The sequence below is a fragment of the Pseudomonas sp. MWU12-3103b genome, from assembly GCF_023100615.1.
In the GTDB taxonomy this organism is placed as follows: domain Bacteria; phylum Pseudomonadota; class Gammaproteobacteria; order Pseudomonadales; family Pseudomonadaceae; genus Aquipseudomonas; species Aquipseudomonas putida_A.
On sequence record NZ_JALMEY010000001.1, the window covers coordinates 453660 to 469401 of the forward strand.

At 60.7% G+C, this 15742-nt stretch carries 14 protein-coding genes; 10 read left to right on the forward strand and 4 right to left on the reverse strand.

Annotated features, from left to right (window positions below):
- Positions 1-111 precede the first annotated feature (111 nt).
- Positions 112-1482 (reverse strand): CYTH domain-containing protein, encoded by a 1371-nt coding sequence (locus M0808_RS02095; protein WP_096796143.1) that lies wholly within the window; start codon positions 1480-1482, stop codon positions 112-114.
- Between the two features lie 156 nt (positions 1483-1638).
- Here M0808_RS02095 and argE point away from each other — a divergent pair, with 156 nt between their 5' ends.
- Together argE and argA are read left to right on the forward strand one after the other, a co-directional pair.
- On the forward strand, positions 1639-2793 hold the full coding sequence (gene argE / locus M0808_RS02100; protein ID WP_134784915.1) for an acetylornithine deacetylase: 1155 nt from the start codon (positions 1639-1641) through the stop codon (positions 2791-2793).
- A gap of 268 nt (positions 2794-3061) precedes the next feature.
- Positions 3062-4360, forward strand: coding sequence for an amino-acid N-acetyltransferase (gene argA, locus M0808_RS02105; protein WP_007967974.1), 1299 nt, complete (start codon positions 3062-3064; stop codon positions 4358-4360).
- Positions 4361-4482: 122 nt separating this feature from the next.
- On the opposite strand, the gene tauA is transcribed toward argA, so the two are convergent.
- Positions 4483-5478, reverse strand: a complete 996-nt coding sequence (gene tauA, locus M0808_RS02110) for a taurine ABC transporter substrate-binding protein (protein WP_247839714.1) — start codon at positions 5476-5478, stop codon at positions 4483-4485.
- A 364-nt stretch (positions 5479-5842) separates the two neighbouring features.
- Between tauA and M0808_RS02115 the strand changes: the two genes are divergently transcribed.
- The 8 genes from M0808_RS02115 to M0808_RS02150 all read left to right on the forward strand — a co-directional run bounded on the left by M0808_RS02115 (position 5843) and on the right by M0808_RS02150 (position 13133).
- Positions 5843-7192, forward strand: a complete 1350-nt coding sequence (locus tag M0808_RS02115) for an OprD family porin (protein WP_096797605.1) — start codon at positions 5843-5845, stop codon at positions 7190-7192.
- Between the two features lie 297 nt (positions 7193-7489).
- The gene (locus M0808_RS02120; RefSeq protein WP_247839715.1) at positions 7490-8128 is read left to right on the forward strand and encodes a peroxiredoxin; all 639 of its coding nucleotides are present in this window, start codon (positions 7490-7492) and stop codon (positions 8126-8128) included.
- A gap of 324 nt (positions 8129-8452) precedes the next feature.
- On the forward strand, positions 8453-9046 hold the full coding sequence (gene ssuE / locus M0808_RS02125) for an NADPH-dependent FMN reductase (protein ID WP_096797603.1): 594 nt from the start codon (positions 8453-8455) through the stop codon (positions 9044-9046).
- 89 nt (positions 9047-9135) lie between these two features.
- Positions 9136-10116 (forward strand): sulfonate ABC transporter substrate-binding protein, encoded by a 981-nt coding sequence (locus M0808_RS02130; protein ID WP_098966156.1) that lies wholly within the window; start codon positions 9136-9138, stop codon positions 10114-10116.
- Between the two features lie 25 nt (positions 10117-10141).
- Entirely contained in the window at positions 10142-11290 is a 1149-nt protein-coding gene (gene ssuD / locus M0808_RS02135; RefSeq protein WP_247839717.1) for an FMNH2-dependent alkanesulfonate monooxygenase, read from the forward strand.
- An 8-nt stretch (positions 11291-11298) separates the two neighbouring features.
- Positions 11299-12081, forward strand: a complete 783-nt coding sequence (gene ssuC, locus M0808_RS02140; RefSeq protein WP_247839719.1) for an aliphatic sulfonate ABC transporter permease SsuC — start codon at positions 11299-11301, stop codon at positions 12079-12081.
- Entirely contained in the window at positions 12078-12884 is an 807-nt protein-coding gene (gene ssuB, locus M0808_RS02145; RefSeq protein ID WP_135296795.1) for an aliphatic sulfonates ABC transporter ATP-binding protein, read from the forward strand. Before ssuC ends, ssuB begins: the two co-directional genes overlap by 4 nt.
- 33 nt (positions 12885-12917) lie before the next feature.
- A complete protein-coding gene (locus M0808_RS02150; protein ID WP_007967989.1) occupies positions 12918-13133 on the forward strand; it encodes a TOBE domain-containing protein in 216 nt (71 codons plus the stop codon).
- Between the two features lie 166 nt (positions 13134-13299).
- On the opposite strand, the gene M0808_RS02155 is transcribed toward M0808_RS02150, so the two are convergent.
- Both M0808_RS02155 and M0808_RS02160 read right to left on the reverse strand, forming a co-directional pair.
- A complete protein-coding gene (locus M0808_RS02155) occupies positions 13300-13932 on the reverse strand; it encodes a TetR/AcrR family transcriptional regulator (protein WP_103521766.1) in 633 nt (210 codons plus the stop codon).
- Positions 13933-14180: 248 nt separating this feature from the next.
- A complete protein-coding gene (locus M0808_RS02160; protein ID WP_003229254.1) occupies positions 14181-15557 on the reverse strand; it encodes a glutamine synthetase family protein in 1377 nt (458 codons plus the stop codon).
- Between the last annotated feature and the right edge of the window lie 185 nt (positions 15558-15742).

Sequence of the window (15742 nt, forward strand, 5' to 3'; positions counted from 1 at the left end):
CCCCGATGGGCCGCGAAGCGGCACCAAAATCTGCAATTGCAGGAATTGGGAGTCCTTCGGCCTCCAGCGGGAGCAAGCTCCCTCGCCACAGTTTTCAGGTGTTGCTGAGCATCACATGCGCAGCAGCATTTTCCACGCACGATTCTGATAAACCGCAATCGCCTGCTGCTTGCGCGCATCGAGCAGTTCGTCAGTGATCGTCGGCTCGTTGGCCAGTTGCGCCAGTTTGTTCAGCTCGCCGTACAGGCGATCCATTTCCGCGATCTCCAGCACGTTACGCGCGTGGTGCAGCCAGACCTGGATGCGTTCGATGCGCGGCAGTTGCTCGGCCAGATCTTCCGGCTGCTGCTGATAGCGCTGCAGTTGCAGGGACGTGGCTTCTTCGCCGAGCATGCGCGGCAGCCAGCTGTGCAGTTGCGCGGCGCCCTGACGATTGCCGCGAGTGTTGCGCTCGGCGGCCCAGGTGCGGGCCAGCAGCCAGCGCGAAACAGTCAGCGAAAACAGGCCCCAGCGCGGGTCTTCCAGTTCTTCAAGGAATTGCTCCGGCGCCGCCTTGCGTACGTCTTCGTCTTCGATACCGACCTGAACCAGTGGGCGCCAGTCTTCCAGCAGTGCATCCAGCGCCACGCGCAGGTCGTGGGTGGCCGGACGCGGTGCGGCCTGGCCGAGGCTGCTGAGCAGGGCGCGCATTTCCGCGAGGTTCTCGACCCAGTCCTGCAGCAGGCGCCAGTGGCCGTTGAAGCGATATTGTTCGGCCAGTCGCTGGCTGCTGCCGAGCAAGTGCCAGGCCAGTGCGGCGAAGGCGTCGTCGAGTTGGGTTTCCGGCGTCAATTGCGGCGCCGGCAGGCTCAGCGAGTAGCTGTTGGCGTCGTACAGACGGTAGCCGCGCTCGGCCTTGCTGATGTCGCACGGCATCAGGGCCAGGGTTTCGGCCAGTTCGGCGGCCAGTTCCAGCAACGCGGCAGGCTCACCTTCGCGCAGTTCCAGTTCCAGCTCGCAGATTTCTTCTTTCTGTTTGCCGACCACCACGTGACCGAGGTCCAGCGCGGCTTCGATCACCACTTTGGCCTTGCCGCGGCCCCAGGCGATTTCCGCGCGCTCGCGGACGAAATCGGTGGTGAAGATCGGCTTCAGGGTTTTCTTGTCCAGCTCGGCCAGCGACTCGGGCCAGCATTCGCCGTCGAGTTTCTTCACGTCGAGCTTGGCTTTGGGCAATTTCCAGTCGTACTCGTTACGCTCGGACAGACCGGCCACGCTCTGGCCGCGGGTCTTGAGGGTCTGAATCACTTCGTCACCGTCCTTGCGCAGGCGCAGGGCGACTTTGGCCTGAGCCAGATCGCGCTCGGGGGTGTCGAAGTACTGGTTCATCAACTCACGGCGTTCCCAGCCATTTTTGTTGCGTTTTTTCAGTAGCGGGTGCTCGCGCAGGGCAGCGAGGGTTTCGCGGCTGACGCGGAGTTTGATTTCGGTTTCTTTCTGCATGGCCGGAAAATCCAGGATCGGGAGCGCAGCCGGGGGAATGTGTGGCTGCCAAGGCCGTGCAGTGTACAGGACTGATCCGTCCTACGCCCTGCGGCGGTTTATTCCGAGCGCCGGATGGCTCTATGATGGACTTCAAATCGGGAGTTGGAGTCAGCGATGCCTTTGCCATCCATGCAAGACCAGTTCGCTGCACTGATCGCCGCACCGTCGGTCAGTTGCACCCAACCGAGCCTGGATCAGTCCAACCGGGCGGTGATCGACTTGCTTGCCGGCTGGCTGGGGGATCTGGGCTTCAGCTGCGATATCCAGCAGGTCAGCCCCGGCAAATTCAACCTGCTCGCCAGTTTTGGCAGCGGGCCCGGCGGTCTGGTGCTGGCCGGGCACAGCGACACGGTGCCGTACGACGATGCGCTGTGGCAGACCGATCCGCTGAAACTCACCGAAGTCGATGGCCGCTGGGTCGGGCTGGGCAGTTGCGACATGAAGGGTTTTTTCGCGCTGATCATCGAGGCCGTGCAGCCGCTGCTCGACCAGCCGTTCAAGCAACCGCTGCTGATCCTCGCCACCTGCGATGAAGAGAGCTCGATGTCCGGTGCCCGCGCGCTGGCCGAGGCCGGCAAGCCACTGGGCCGTGCGGCGGTGATCGGCGAGCCGACCGGGCTCAAACCGATCCGCATGCACAAGGGCATCATGATGGAGCGCATCGATATCCTCGGGCAGAGCGGCCATTCGTCGGATCCGCGCCTGGGCCACAGCGCCCTCGAAGCGATGCACGATGCCATTGGCGAGCTGCGCGGTTTGCGTCTGCTATGGCAGCGTGAATTCAACAACCCGCAGTTCAGCGTTCCACAGCCGACTATGAACTTCGGCTGTATTCATGGCGGCGACAATCCGAATCGCATCTGCGGCCAGTGTTCGCTGGAGTTCGATCTGCGCCCGTTGCCGGGCATGGACCCGAAAGTCCTGCGTGCGGAGATTCTGCGCAAGCTCAATCCGGTTGCGGAACGTCATCAGGTGAAGATCGACTATCAGCCGTTGTTCCCGGAAGTGCCGCCATTCGAGCAGGCCGAAGACGCCGAATTGGTGCGCATTGCTGAAAAGCTCACCGGCCACAGTGCCGAAGCAGTAGCGTTCGGCACCGAAGCGCCTTATCTTCAGCGCCTTGGCTGCGAAACCATCGTGCTCGGCCCTGGCGACATCGCCTGTGCACACCAGCCCGGCGAATACCTTGAAATGTCACGTTTGCAGCCTACCGTGCAGCTATTGCGGCAGTTGATTGAACATTACTGCCTGAACCCGGACAAACGATGATGTCCACCTGTGGGAGCGGGCTTGCTCGCGAAAGCGCTGTATCAGGTACATCGATGTCGACTGACTCACCGCTTTCGCGAGCAAGCCCGCTCCCACAGGGGGGACGGTGTTTTGTCAGACCAAACGCTGTAAATTGCCAGCACCCCAACCCGTATTCATGAGGAGAGCGCGCGTGTCGCCAAGCCTGTTCCGACGATAACCATCAGCCCGCTGTGCGTTTTCCGTTTCGCCCTTATTTCCGGCTGCTATTTATTACAGGCCCAGGTTCATGCCCGAATACGTCAATTGGCTTCGTCACGCGTCCCCTTACATCAATGCCCACCGCGACTGCACCTTCGTCGTCATGCTGCCCGGCGACGGCGTGGAGCATCCGAACTTCGGCAACATCGTCCACGACCTGGTGCTGTTGCACAGCCTCGGCGTGCGCCTGGTGCTGGTCCACGGTTCGCGCCCGCAGATTGAAACCCGCCTCGCTGCGCGCGGCCTGACCCCGCACTACCACCACGGCATGCGCATCACTGATGCGGCGACGCTGGAGTGCGTGATCGACGCGGTCGGTCAGCTGCGTATCGCTATCGAAGCGCGGCTGTCGATGGACATGGCCTCGTCGCCGATGCAGGGCTCGCGCCTGCGGGTGGCCAGCGGCAACCTCGTTACCGCCCGGCCGATCGGTGTGCTTGAAGGTGTCGACTATCACCACACCGGTGAAGTGCGCCGGGTCGATCGCAAAGGCATCAATCGTCTGCTCGACGAGCGTTCGATCGTGTTGCTGTCGCCGCTGGGCTACTCGCCGACCGGGGAAATCTTCAACCTAGCCTGCGAAGACGTCGCCACCCGCGCCGCCATCGACCTCGGTGCCGACAAGCTGCTGCTGTTCGGCGCCGACCTCGGTCTGATCGACGAGAACGGCAAACTGGTGCGCGAACTGCGTCCGCAACAGGTGCCTGCGCATCTGGCGCGTCTGGGCAACAACTATCAGGCGGAACTGCTGGATGCTGCTGCCGAGGCTTGCCGTGGCGGTGTCGCGCGCAGCCATATCGTCAGCTACGCCGAAGACGGCGCGCTGCTGACCGAACTGTTCACCCGCGACGGTGGCGGTACGCTGGTCGCTCAGGAGCAATTCGAGCTGGTGCGCGAGGCGGCGATTGAAGACGTCGGTGGTTTGCTCGATTTGATCAGTCCGCTGGAAGAGCAGGGGATTCTGGTACGTCGTTCGCGCGAGGTGCTGGAGCGCGAGATCGAGCAGTTCAGCGTGGTCGAGCGTGAAGGCATGATCATCGCCTGTGCGGCGTTGTACCAGATTGCCGATTCGGATGCCGGTGAGCTGGCGTGCCTGGCGGTGAATCCGGAGTATCGCCACGGTGGTCGCGGCGATGAGCTGCTGGAGCGCATCGAGACCCGTGCCCGGGCGCAAGGGTTGAAAACCCTGTTCGTCCTCACCACCCGCACGGCGCACTGGTTCCGCGAGCGCGGGTTCGAACCTAGCAGTGTCGAGCGTCTACCGGCGGCGCGGGCGTCGCTGTACAACTATCAGCGTAACTCGAAGATCTTCGAAAAGACCCTCTGAAGATACCGAGGGATTCTTGTGGTGAGGGGATTCATCCCCGATGGGCCGCGCAGCGGCCCCGCTTCACCAAAAGCAGGGGACTGCTGCGCAGTCCATCGGGGATGAATCCCCTCGCCACCTATTCAATTGTTTTCGGTTACAAACTTCGCACTGACGTACGGCGAGTAGTCCGGCAGCACCGTCTCGACCTTGCCTTGTTCCTTCAAAAACTTCGCCGTCTCACCAATCGCCTTCGCCGTACCGCCTTCCAGCAGTGCAGTTGATTGCTGCGCCTTGGCATCAGGGAACGCCGAACCGGCGAGCAATTCCGGCACGTCGGCGGCGTTGGCACCGGTCAATTTGGCGATTTTCTGTACCGGCGCCGAGTCGGCCGTCCAGCTGTCTTTATGGCTGGCGTAATCGGCAAACGCGTCTAGAGTGACCTTGGCAAATTTGGCTACCACCTCAGGATGTTTCTCGGCGTAGTCCTTGCGCGCGACCCAGACTTCGAAGGTCGGTGCGCCCCACTGGCCGACTTGAGCGGCATCGGTCAGGGTCTTGCCGGTCTTGCGGATTTCACCCAGTGCTGGCGACCAGACAAACGCGCCATCGATATCCCCACGCTTCCAGGCTGCGGCGATTTCCGCCGGTTGCAGGTTCACCACTTTGACTTTCGAGGTGTCCAGGCCCCAGTGCTTGAGTGCGCCGAGCAGGCTGTAATGGGACGTGGAAACGAAGGGCGTGGCGATGGTCTTGCCGACCAGATCCTGCGGGCTATTGATGCCGCTGCCATTACGCACCACCAAGGCCTCGGCGGCATTGATCTGCGCTGAAACAATGAAGGCGACGATCGGCAGATTGCGTGAAGCGGCCGCGGCCAGAGGGCTGGAGCCGAGGTTGCCGATCTGCACATCGCCGGAGGCAATGGCTGTCACAACTTCCGGGCCACTATTGAAGCGTCGCCAGTCGATCTTCTGGCCGATGGTTGTTTCGTAAGTGCCGTCGGCCTGGGGGACTTTGCTGGGGTCGATCCCGGTTTGATAACCGATGGTGAGGTTGGCAGCCTGCGCGGAAAAACAAATCAGCGTCGACACACAAACTGTAACAAATTGACTAGATAGTGCGCGTTTAGCCATCATGGCGTCGCCTTTTCGATAGGGTTTGACGAATTGGGGTTGCGCCAAAGCTAATCGATATAAAAAAAGGCTAACAAATACCATTTAGGAATGAGCTTAGTCGCCGATACGTTGTATCCGGGCGAAGATGGCTAGATAGTGGCCATATTCCCGAATGATATGAAAAAGAATGAATAAATTCTTTTTGGGTTTATCAGGAAATCTTTACTCTGCACGGACCAAATCACTGCGATTAGACCTTGGTCGTAGACACACAAGGTTACGATTGACTTGTCAGTCACGGTCTGGCGCTAATCGCGCATCTTAGGATCCAGGGCATCAGACCCCGGGCCAGGAACACAAGAATTAGAAACGAGAGGAGCTTTACATGAACAAGTCCACCTTGGCCCTGGCTGTGGCCGTAGGGGTTATGGCGCAGCAGGCAGGCGCCGCCGGTTTCATCGAAGACAGCAAGGCCACTCTGGGCTTGCGCAACTTCTACATCAACACTGACAACCGTGACTCCGGCACCAAAGCGGCTGGCGCGCAGAACAAGAACGAAGAATGGGGCCAAGGCTTCGATCTGCGTTTCATCTCCGGTTACACCCAAGGCACCGTAGGCTTCGGTATCGACGCCATCGGCCTGCTGGGCGTGCGCCTGGATTCGGGCGGCGGCACCAACGGTGCAACCTCGACTTCCTACGGTGGCACTGTGTTCCCGAGCAAGTCCAACGGCGAAGCTGTTGATAACTTTTCGAGCCTGGGCCTGACCGCCAAGGCCAAGATCTCCCAGACCGAACTGAAGCTGGGTACCCTGCAGCCGAAGAACCCGGTCATCGTGACAAACGACGGTCGTCTGCTGCCACAAACCTGGCAGGGTGGCCAGATCACTTCCGGCGAGATCAAGGACCTGACCCTGGTCGCTGGTCAGATCGAAGCAGTGAAAGGTCGTAACTCCAGCAACAACGAGAACCTGTCCGTTGGTGGTGCGAACGCTCGCGTTGCCAACAGCAACAAGTTCTACTACGCCGGTGGTGACTACAAAATCACCAAGGACCTGACTGCCCAGTACTACTACGGCAACCTGGAAGACTTCTACAAGCAACACTTCCTGGGTCTGGTTCACAACTGGGCAATCGGCCCGGGCGTGCTGAAGTCTGACTTCCGCTACTTCCACAGCAGCGACGACGGCGCCAATGGCAACACCGCAGCCTACTTCGGCAACGGTAACTACGTCGGCAACGTCAGCGGCAAAGGTCCGATCGACAACAATCTGTACAGCGGCCTGTTCCTGTACACCGTTGAAGGCCACACCTTCGGTGGCGGCTACCAGGTTTCCAACGGCAGCTCCGACTTCCCTTGGCTGAACCAGGGCGACGGTTCGTCGAACTACACCATCACCGACATGCAGATCCAGAAGTTCGGTCGTGCCGGCGAGAAAACCTGGCAAGCACGCTACTCGTATGACTTCGCCAAAGTCGGCCTGCCTGGCTTGACCGCCGGTTTGGTCTACCTGCGTGGCGATGATATCGACACCGTTGGCTCCAACCGTCGTGAGAACGGTACCGGTGCTTCCGAGTGGGAACGCGATCTGACCATCGGTTACGTTATTCCTGAAGGCCCGGCCAAGAACCTGGGCTTCATGTGGAAAAACGCTACCTGGCGCAACGACATCCCAGGTCAACGCGACCAGGACGAAAACCGCCTGATCGTCAGCTACTCGATCCCGCTGCTGTAATAGCGCGTTCAAGCTGTTGATGTAAAAAAAGCCCCGTCCGGCATCGCGCCGGACGGGGCTTTTGCATTTTCGGGTCAGGGCTCACCCCCGTAAGCCTGGCCCGAAATTCCCCTCTTTTGCAGCTACTCAAGGCCTTCTCGAACCTTGAGGGCGATGTTCGTCGCGATGCCGGTGAGCGTCCAGTGAACGATATTTAATATTCCTTTAGATTCTAGATATCTATTTATTTATTCTTTTTCATGATGTCGAATCCCGAGCTACAGTTGAGTTCTCCAATAACTCATCAGGAGCAGCACCATGAGCCTCAGACTCGGCGACATCGCCCCCGACTTCGAACAGGATTCCAGCGCCGGCAAGATTCGTTTCCACGAGTGGCTGGGCGATAGCTGGGGCGTGCTCTTCTCCCACCCGGCCGACTTCACCCCGGTATGCACCACCGAGCTGGGCTTCACCGCCAAGCTAAAGGATGAGTTCGCCAAGCGCGGCGTGAAAGCCATCGCGCTGTCGGTCGACCCGGTGGACTCGCACCACAGGTGGATCGAAGACATCAACGAAACCCAGAACACGATCGTCAACTTCCCGATCCTGGCCGATGCCGACCGCAAGGTTTCCGACCTTTACGACCTGATCCACCCCAACGCCAACGACACGCTGACCGTGCGTTCGCTGTTCGTCATCGATCCGAACAAGAAGATCCGCCTGACCATCACCTACCCGGCGAGCACCGGGCGCAACTTCCACGAGATCCTGCGGGTGATCGATTCGCTGCAGCTCACCGACAACTACAAGGTGGCAACTCCGGCCAACTGGCAGGACGGTGAAGAGGTGGTGATCGTGCCGTCGCTCAAGGACGTGGAAGAGATCAAGCGGCGCTTCCCCAAAGGCTATCGCGCGGTGAAACCATACCTGCGCCTGACGCCGCAGCCGAACAAGTGAATCAGTGAAATTTGGGCTGTAGCTACCGCCGCCTTCGCGAGCAAGCCCGCTCCCACATTTGGAATGCGTTCCCCTGTGGGAGCGGGCTTGCTCGCGAAGGCGTCGGCCAAGCCGACACAAAATCCAGAACCACAAAGCAGGGGATTTCAGGCCGTTTTCACGGCCTGTTTTTTTGCCCGGAACAAAGCAAATCGCATATCTCTTAAACGCATAACCAAATGAATAAATATGATTTATGGATATATAAATCAGCTGGTAAGGTCACTCCCATCGAAGCGAGATCGCAACCCGCGAATCGCCTGTAACGCTTAAGGAATTGTCTCAATGCTGGTCGTCTCACTCGGTGGCAGTCCTAGCCAGCGCTCCCGCTCAGGAGTGTTGCTTGAGCGCTCGCAACGCTGGTTGCAGGCGCAAGGGGTGGAAGTGGTGAGTTATCAGGTGCGGGACTTCCCGGCCGAAGATTTGCTCCACGCCCGCTTCGACAGCCCGAAGGTGCTCGACCTGCTGGCGCAGATTGAAAACGCTGACGGTCTGCTGATCGCCACGCCGGTGTACAAGGCGTCGTTTTCCGGGGCGCTGAAGACCGTACTCGATCTGCTGCCCGAACGCGCCTTGAACCACAAGATTGTTCTGCCGATGGCCACCGGCGGCAGCATCGCCCACATGCTGGTGGTCGATTACGCGCTCAAGCCTGTGCTGTCGGCATTGAAGGCCCAGGAAATGCTTCAAGGGATTTTTGCCGAGGACAGCCAGATCGCTTACGGCGAAGGCAGCGCCCAGGCGCAACTGGCGCCAGCGCTGGAACAGCGGCTGCATGAAGCGCTGGATCAGTTTGTCAGTGCCATGGCTCGCCGGCCGAAACCGCTGGAGCCGGGCCTGTTGAATGAACGTTTATTGAGTGCTCGCTGGAGCATTTGAGCCTTACCCGAATTTGCTCCACTCACCTTACTCAGCCGCTAACGGCCAAGCAGGTGCAGCCAAAACCCAACAGCAAAAAGGAGAGCGCTATGCGCACTGTATTTTTGCGTCGCGGTCTGGTCGCTCTGTTTGCTGCGGCTGTGTCCTTCGGCGCCATTACTCAAGCTCAGGCCGAGACCTTGCGGATCGGTTATCAGAAGTACGGCACGCTGGTGCTGCTCAAGGCCAAAGGCACTCTGGAAAAGCGTCTGGCCGCACAAGGCGTGGACGTGCAATGGACTGAATTCCCCGGCGGCCCGCAACTGCTCGAAGGCCTGAACGTCGGCTCGATCGACTTCGGCGTGACCGGTGAGACTCCGCCAGTGTTTGCCCAGGCTGCCGGCGCTGATCTGCTCTACGTCGCTTACGAACCGCCAGCGCCGAACAGCGAAGCGATCCTCGTACCGAAGGATTCGCCAATCAAATCGGTAGCGGATCTGAAGGGCAAGAAAGTCGCCCTGAACAAAGGCTCCAACGTGCACTACCTGCTGGTGCGCGCACTGGAAGATGCCGGTCTCAAATACTCCGATATCCAGACCGTGTTCCTGCCGCCGGCCGATGCCCGCGCTGCGTTCGAGCGTGGCAGCGTCGATGCCTGGGTAATCTGGGATCCGTACCAGGCCGCTGCCGAGAAACAGCTGCAAGCGCACACCCTGCGTGACGGCAAAGGCATCGTCGACAACCATCAGTTCTACCTCGCGACCAAACCTTACGCGCAGAAAAATCCCGAGGTGATCAAGACCCTCGTCGAAGAAGTGCGCGCCGTCGGCGAGTGGTCCAAAGCCAACCCTGAAGACGTGACCCAGCAGGTCGCGCCGCTGCTCGGCCTGCCGGCGGACATCACCCTGACCTCGGTGAAACGCCAGGGCTACGGTGCGCTGTTCCTGACCCCGGACGTGGTCGCCGCGCAACAGAAAATCGCCGACACCTTCTACCAGCTCAAGCTGATTCCCAAGCCGTTGAGCATCAAGGATGTGATCTGGACACCACCGGCCGCTGTGGCCCAAAGCTCGGTTACCCAAGCCCAGTAAATCGAATCCCCAAGGAGACCACTCCATGAGCCTCAACATCTTCTGGTTCCTGCCTACCCACGGCGACGGCCATTACCTTGGCACCGCCGAAGGCGCACGCGCCGTTGATCACGGTTATCTGCAACAGGTCGCACAAGCGGCGGATCGTCTGGGCTTTGGCGGCGTGCTGATTCCCACCGGCCGTTCCTGCGAGGACTCGTGGCTGGTCGCCGCGTCGCTGATCCCGGTAACTCAGCGTCTGAAATTCCTTGTCGCCCTGCGCCCCGGGATCATTTCCCCGACGGTCGCGGCGCGGCAGGCAGCGACCCTGGATCGTCTGTCCGGCGGTCGCGCACTGTTCAACCTGGTGACCGGTGGCGACCCGGAAGAGTTGGCTGGTGATGGTCTGTTTCTCAACCATGAAGAGCGTTATCAGGCCTCGGTGGAGTTCACCCGGATCTGGCGTCGGGTGCTGGAAGGCGAAACCGTCGATTACGACGGCGAACACATCAGCGTGAAGGGCGCCAAACTGCTCTATCCGCCGATCCAGCAACCGCGTCCGCCGCTGTTCTTCGGCGGCTCGTCGGAAGCGGCGCAGGATCTGGCTGCCGAACAGGTCGAAATGGTACTGACCTGGGGCGAGCCGCCAGCCGCGGTGGCCGAGAAGATCGAACAAGTGCGCGCCAAAGCCGCCAAGCTCGGGCGTACTGTGCGCTTCGGCATTCGTCTGCATGTGATTGTGCGCGAAACCAACGCCGAAGCCTGGCAAGCGGCAGACCGGCTGATCTCGCATCTGGACGATGACACCATCAAACGTGCGCAAGCATCGCTGGCGCGCTTCGACTCGGTCGGTCAACAACGCATGGCCGCGCTGCACGGCGGCAGTCGTGACAACCTCGAAGTCAGCCCCAACCTGTGGGCCGGCGTCGGTCTGGTGCGTGGCGGTGCCGGTACCGCGCTGGTCGGCGATGGTCCAACCGTGGCGGCCCGCGTGAAGGAATACGCTGATCTGGGTATCGATACTTTCATCTTCTCCGGTTATCCACACCTCGAAGAGTCGTACCGCGTCGCTGAACTGCTGTTCCCGCACCTCGACATCGAGCGCCCGGAACTGCCGAAAAGCGCCGGTTATGTCAGCCCGTTCGGCGAGATGGTGGCCAACGACATTCTTCCCAAAGCCGCGTCGCAGAGCTGAGGCGCGCCATGAAGAAAATTATCCACAGCCTCGCGCCCTGGGCGTTGCCGGTGCTCCTGCTGGCGGTGTGGCAGTTGTCGGTGTCGGCCGGTTGGTTGTCGACGCGGATCCTGCCGGCACCGGTGGCGGTGATCGAGGCCGGTGTCAGCCTGGTGCGCAGCGGCGAGATCTGGACGCACCTGGCAATCAGCGGCTGGCGCGCGGCGCTGGGCTTCACCATCGGCGGCAGCATTGGCCTGGTGCTGGGCTTCATCACCGGCCTGTCGAAGTGGGGCGAACGCCTGCTCGACAGCTCGGTGCAGATGATCCGCAACGTGCCGCACCTGGCGCTGATTCCGTTGGTAATTCTGTGGTTCGGCATCGACGAGTCGGCAAAGATTTTCCTGGTCGCGTTGGGCACGTTGTTCCCGATCTACCTCAACACCTATCACGGCATCCGTAACGTCGATCCGGCGTTGGTGGAGATGGCGCGCAGTTATGGCTTGAGCGGTTTCAGCCTGTTCTGGCAGGTGATCCTGCCGGGCGCGCTGCCTTCGATTCTGGTCGGTGTGCGCTTCGCGCTGGGCTTCATGTGGCTGACGCTGATCGTTGCCGAAACCATTTCCGCCAGCTCCGGCATCGGCTATCTGGCGATGAATGCCCGCGAGTTTTTGCAGACCGATGTGGTGGTGCTGGCGATCCTGCTTTACGCGGTACTCGGCAAGCTTGCTGATCTCGCCGCCCGTGCTCTTGAGCGTGTGTGGTTGCGCTGGCATCCGGCTTATCAGGTTGCCAAGGGAGGTGCGGCATGACCGCTCAACAACCTCCACGCCTGCTGCGCGGGATTCCGCTGGTGGTGCGCAACCTGCAGAAAACCTTTGGTGCGCGGCAAGTGCTGCGCGACATCGACCTGCACATTCCGGCGGGGCAATTCGTCGCCGTGGTCGGACGCAGCGGGTGCGGCAAGAGCACCTTCCTGCGCTTGCTCGCCGGCCTCGACCACCCGACTGGCGGCGACCTGCTGGCCGGCGCCGCGCCGCTGAGCGATGCGCGGGAAGACACCCGGCTGATGTTCCAGGAAGCACGGCTGCTGCCATGGAAAAAGATCATCGACAACGTCGGCCTCGGCCTTAAAGGCAACTGGCGCTCGCAAGCTCTGGAGGCGCTGGAAGCGGTGGGTCTGGCCGATCGCGCCAACGAGTGGCCGGCCGCCTTGTCCGGCGGGCAGAAGCAGCGTGTGGCGCTGGCCCGGGCGCTGATTCACCAGCCGCGCCTGTTGCTGCTCGACGAGCCGCTGGGTGCGCTGGATGCGCTGACCCGCATCGAGATGCAGCAACTGATCGAACGACTCTGGCAGAAGCATGGCTTCACCGTGCTGCTGGTGACCCATGACGTCAGCGAAGCGGTGGCGATTGCCGACCGGGTGATTCTGATCGAGGACGGCGAAGTCGGCCTCGACCTGCAAGTGGAGCTGCCACGCCCGCGAGTGCGCGGATCGCATCGACTGGCGGCGCTGGAAACCGAAGTGCTCAACCGTGTTCTGTCCCTGCCCGGCGAGCCGCCGGAGCCGGAGCCTGTTTCACCACTGCCTACGCAATTGCGTTGGGCTCAATAACTCAAGTTACATCCAACGACAGGAATCAAAGCCATGACTATCAAAGCCATCAACGTGCGCAACCAGTTCAAAGGCTCGATCAAGGAGATCGTTCTCGGCGACGTGCTGTCGGAAATCGACGTGCAAACCGCTTCCGGCATCGTCACTTCAGTGATCACCACCCGCTCGGTCAAGGAGCTGGAACTGGCGGTGGGCAGCGAAGTGATCGCCTTCGTGAAATCCACCGAGGTGTCGATCGCCAAGTTGTAAGCCAGTGAGTAAAAAACAACCCCGAAAGGCGTGAGCCCTTCGGGGTTTTTCTTTTTGTGCACGGATTTGAATCGGCGGCGCTGCCATCGCGAGCAGGCTCACTCCTACATTTGGAATGCGTTCCCCTGTGGGAGCGGGCTTGCTCGCGAAGGGGCCGGTGAACTCGCTAGAGAACTCTTTTGGGTAGATACGGCGGCAGATACAGGCCGATATAGGCATCAAACACCCGCATCCCTTCCTCGGCCATGCGCGGTGTGATCTGCCCGTGCTGCTGCACCGAGCGCGCATACACGCGGTCGCCCAGTTCCATCGCCAGCGCGAACACATCGACATCGCTTGGCAGGCGCGGCAATTCGAAGTGATGGTCGAACAGCTTGTGCATCAGGTCGCCGAGTTCGATGTCGTGCTGGCGGTCCGCCTGGGTCACTTCGGTGAGGCCGTGCTGGGCGAGGATCAGCTGGCGAGCGGCGGCGTCTTCGTCGTAGATCTCCAGCATGCGCTGCTCGACCAGTCGCGACAGGTCACGCCAGTCGCGCAGCGCCTCGTGGTCGATCGGCGCTTGCAGGCAGGCGCGAAACGCCGCATGCACGTCGGCGGTCAGCGCTTCGAGCAGTGCCGGGACGCTGGCGAAGAAGTGGTACACGGAGGAGGGCGGAATCTGCGCGCGTTCGGCGACGCTGTAGATCGACAGGCTGGCCACACCCTCGGCGGCCAGCAGCGTACGCGCGGCGTCGAGTATCGAATCGATCCGCGCCTGGCTGCGGGCACGGGGTTTGCGAACGGGGGCGGGACGCGTCATGGAAGTCTCCTGCGGGGCAGCGGGCATTGTACGAGCCGAGCCGTGTGTTGTCTGCCAGGACGCCTTCGGGAGCAAGCCCCCTCTCACAGTTGATCTTCTGCGTACAAACGATCCCCATTCGCTGAGGCCCCCTGTGGGAGGGGGCTTGCTCCCGAACCGCCGCAGGCGGCCATTCAGATCAAAATCGGGCCATAAAAAAACGCCGCGGGCTACGACAGCCGACGGCGTTTTATCTGATTGCAATCCGCTTACACGGTATGCAGATACCAGTTGTACTCAAGGTCGGAGATGGAGTGTTCGAACTCCTCCAGCTCGCTTTCCTTGCAGGCGACGAAGATATCGATGTATTTCGGATCGATGTACTTGGCCATCACCTCGCTGTCGTCCAGCTCGCGCAGGGCATCGCGCAAGTTGTTCGGCAGGCTTTGTTCGTTCTGCTCGTAGCTGTTGCCTTCGACCGGAGCGCCCGGTTCGATCTTGTTCACCAGACCGTGATGCACACCGGCCAGGACCGAAGCCATCAGCAGGTACGGGTTGGCGTCGGCACCGGCCACGCGGTGTTCGATACGCACGGCATCGGCAGAACCGGTCGGTACGCGGATCGCCACGGTGCGGTTGTCCAAGCCCCAGCACGGCGAGTTCGGCACATAGAACTGCGCGCCGAAGCGACGGTACGAGTTGACGTTCGGGCAGAGGAAAGCCATCTGCGCCGGCAGGGTCTCGAGCACACCGCCGATCGCGTGACGCAGCGCGGCGTTCTGCTCGGGATCCTCGCTTGCAAAGATGTTCTTGCCATCTTTGTCGAGCACCGAGATGTGGACATGCAGACCGTTACCCGCCTGGCCCGGATACGGCTTGGCCATGAAGGTGGTGTCCATTTCATGGTCGTAGGCGATGTTCTTGATCAGACGCTTGAGCAGGACTGCGTAGTCGCAGGCCTTGATCGGGTCGGCGACGTGGTGCAGGTTCACTTCGAACTGCGCCGGGGCACTTTCCTTGACGATGGCGTCGGCCGGGATGCCTTGCTCTTTGGCGCCTTCCAGAATGTCCTGGAGGCAGTCGACGTATTCGTCGAGGTCGTCGATCAGGTAGACCTGAGTCGAGTGTGGGCGTTTGCCGGAGATCGGCGAGCGTGGCGGCTGTGGACGGCCGTTCACGTTTTCCTGGTCGATCAGGTAGAACTCCAGTTCGAACGCGGCGCAGATGGTCAAGCCCAGCTCGTCAAACTTTGCAACAACTTGACGGAGCACTTCGCGTGGATCGGCGAAGAACGGGTCACCCTCGAGTTCGTGCATGGTCATCAACAGTTGCGCGGTAGGGCGCTTCTGCCATGGCTCGTTGCACAGGGTATCGGGGATTGGATAGCAGATCCGGTCGGCGTCGCCGATGTCCAGACCCAGGCCGGTGCTTTCCACCGTAGAGCCATTGATATCCAGAGCAAATAGGGAGGCCGGCAGGTTGATGCCTTTCTCGTAAACCTTGTGGAGGCTGGTGCGTTCGATGCGCTTGCCGCGCACCACACCATTCATATCCGCAATCAGAAGGTCAACGTACAGAACCTCAGGATGTTCCTTAAGGAACGCGTTCGCTTCGTTAAGCTGAACGGCACGCGGGGGTACCGACATGATGCAACACCTTTGTTGTTAAAAATATCAATCATTGATCTTTTCTGGTTTCAGTCAACCCGAACGGCCTGCCGAAGTCAAGCGAGGCCTTTTTTGCCCTAAAAAAGCGCTGCAAGGGCATTTATGGGGCACTTTGGGGCAGTTTTCTGTCCTTGGGACGCTTGGCACCCGCGGGCTTGAGCAGG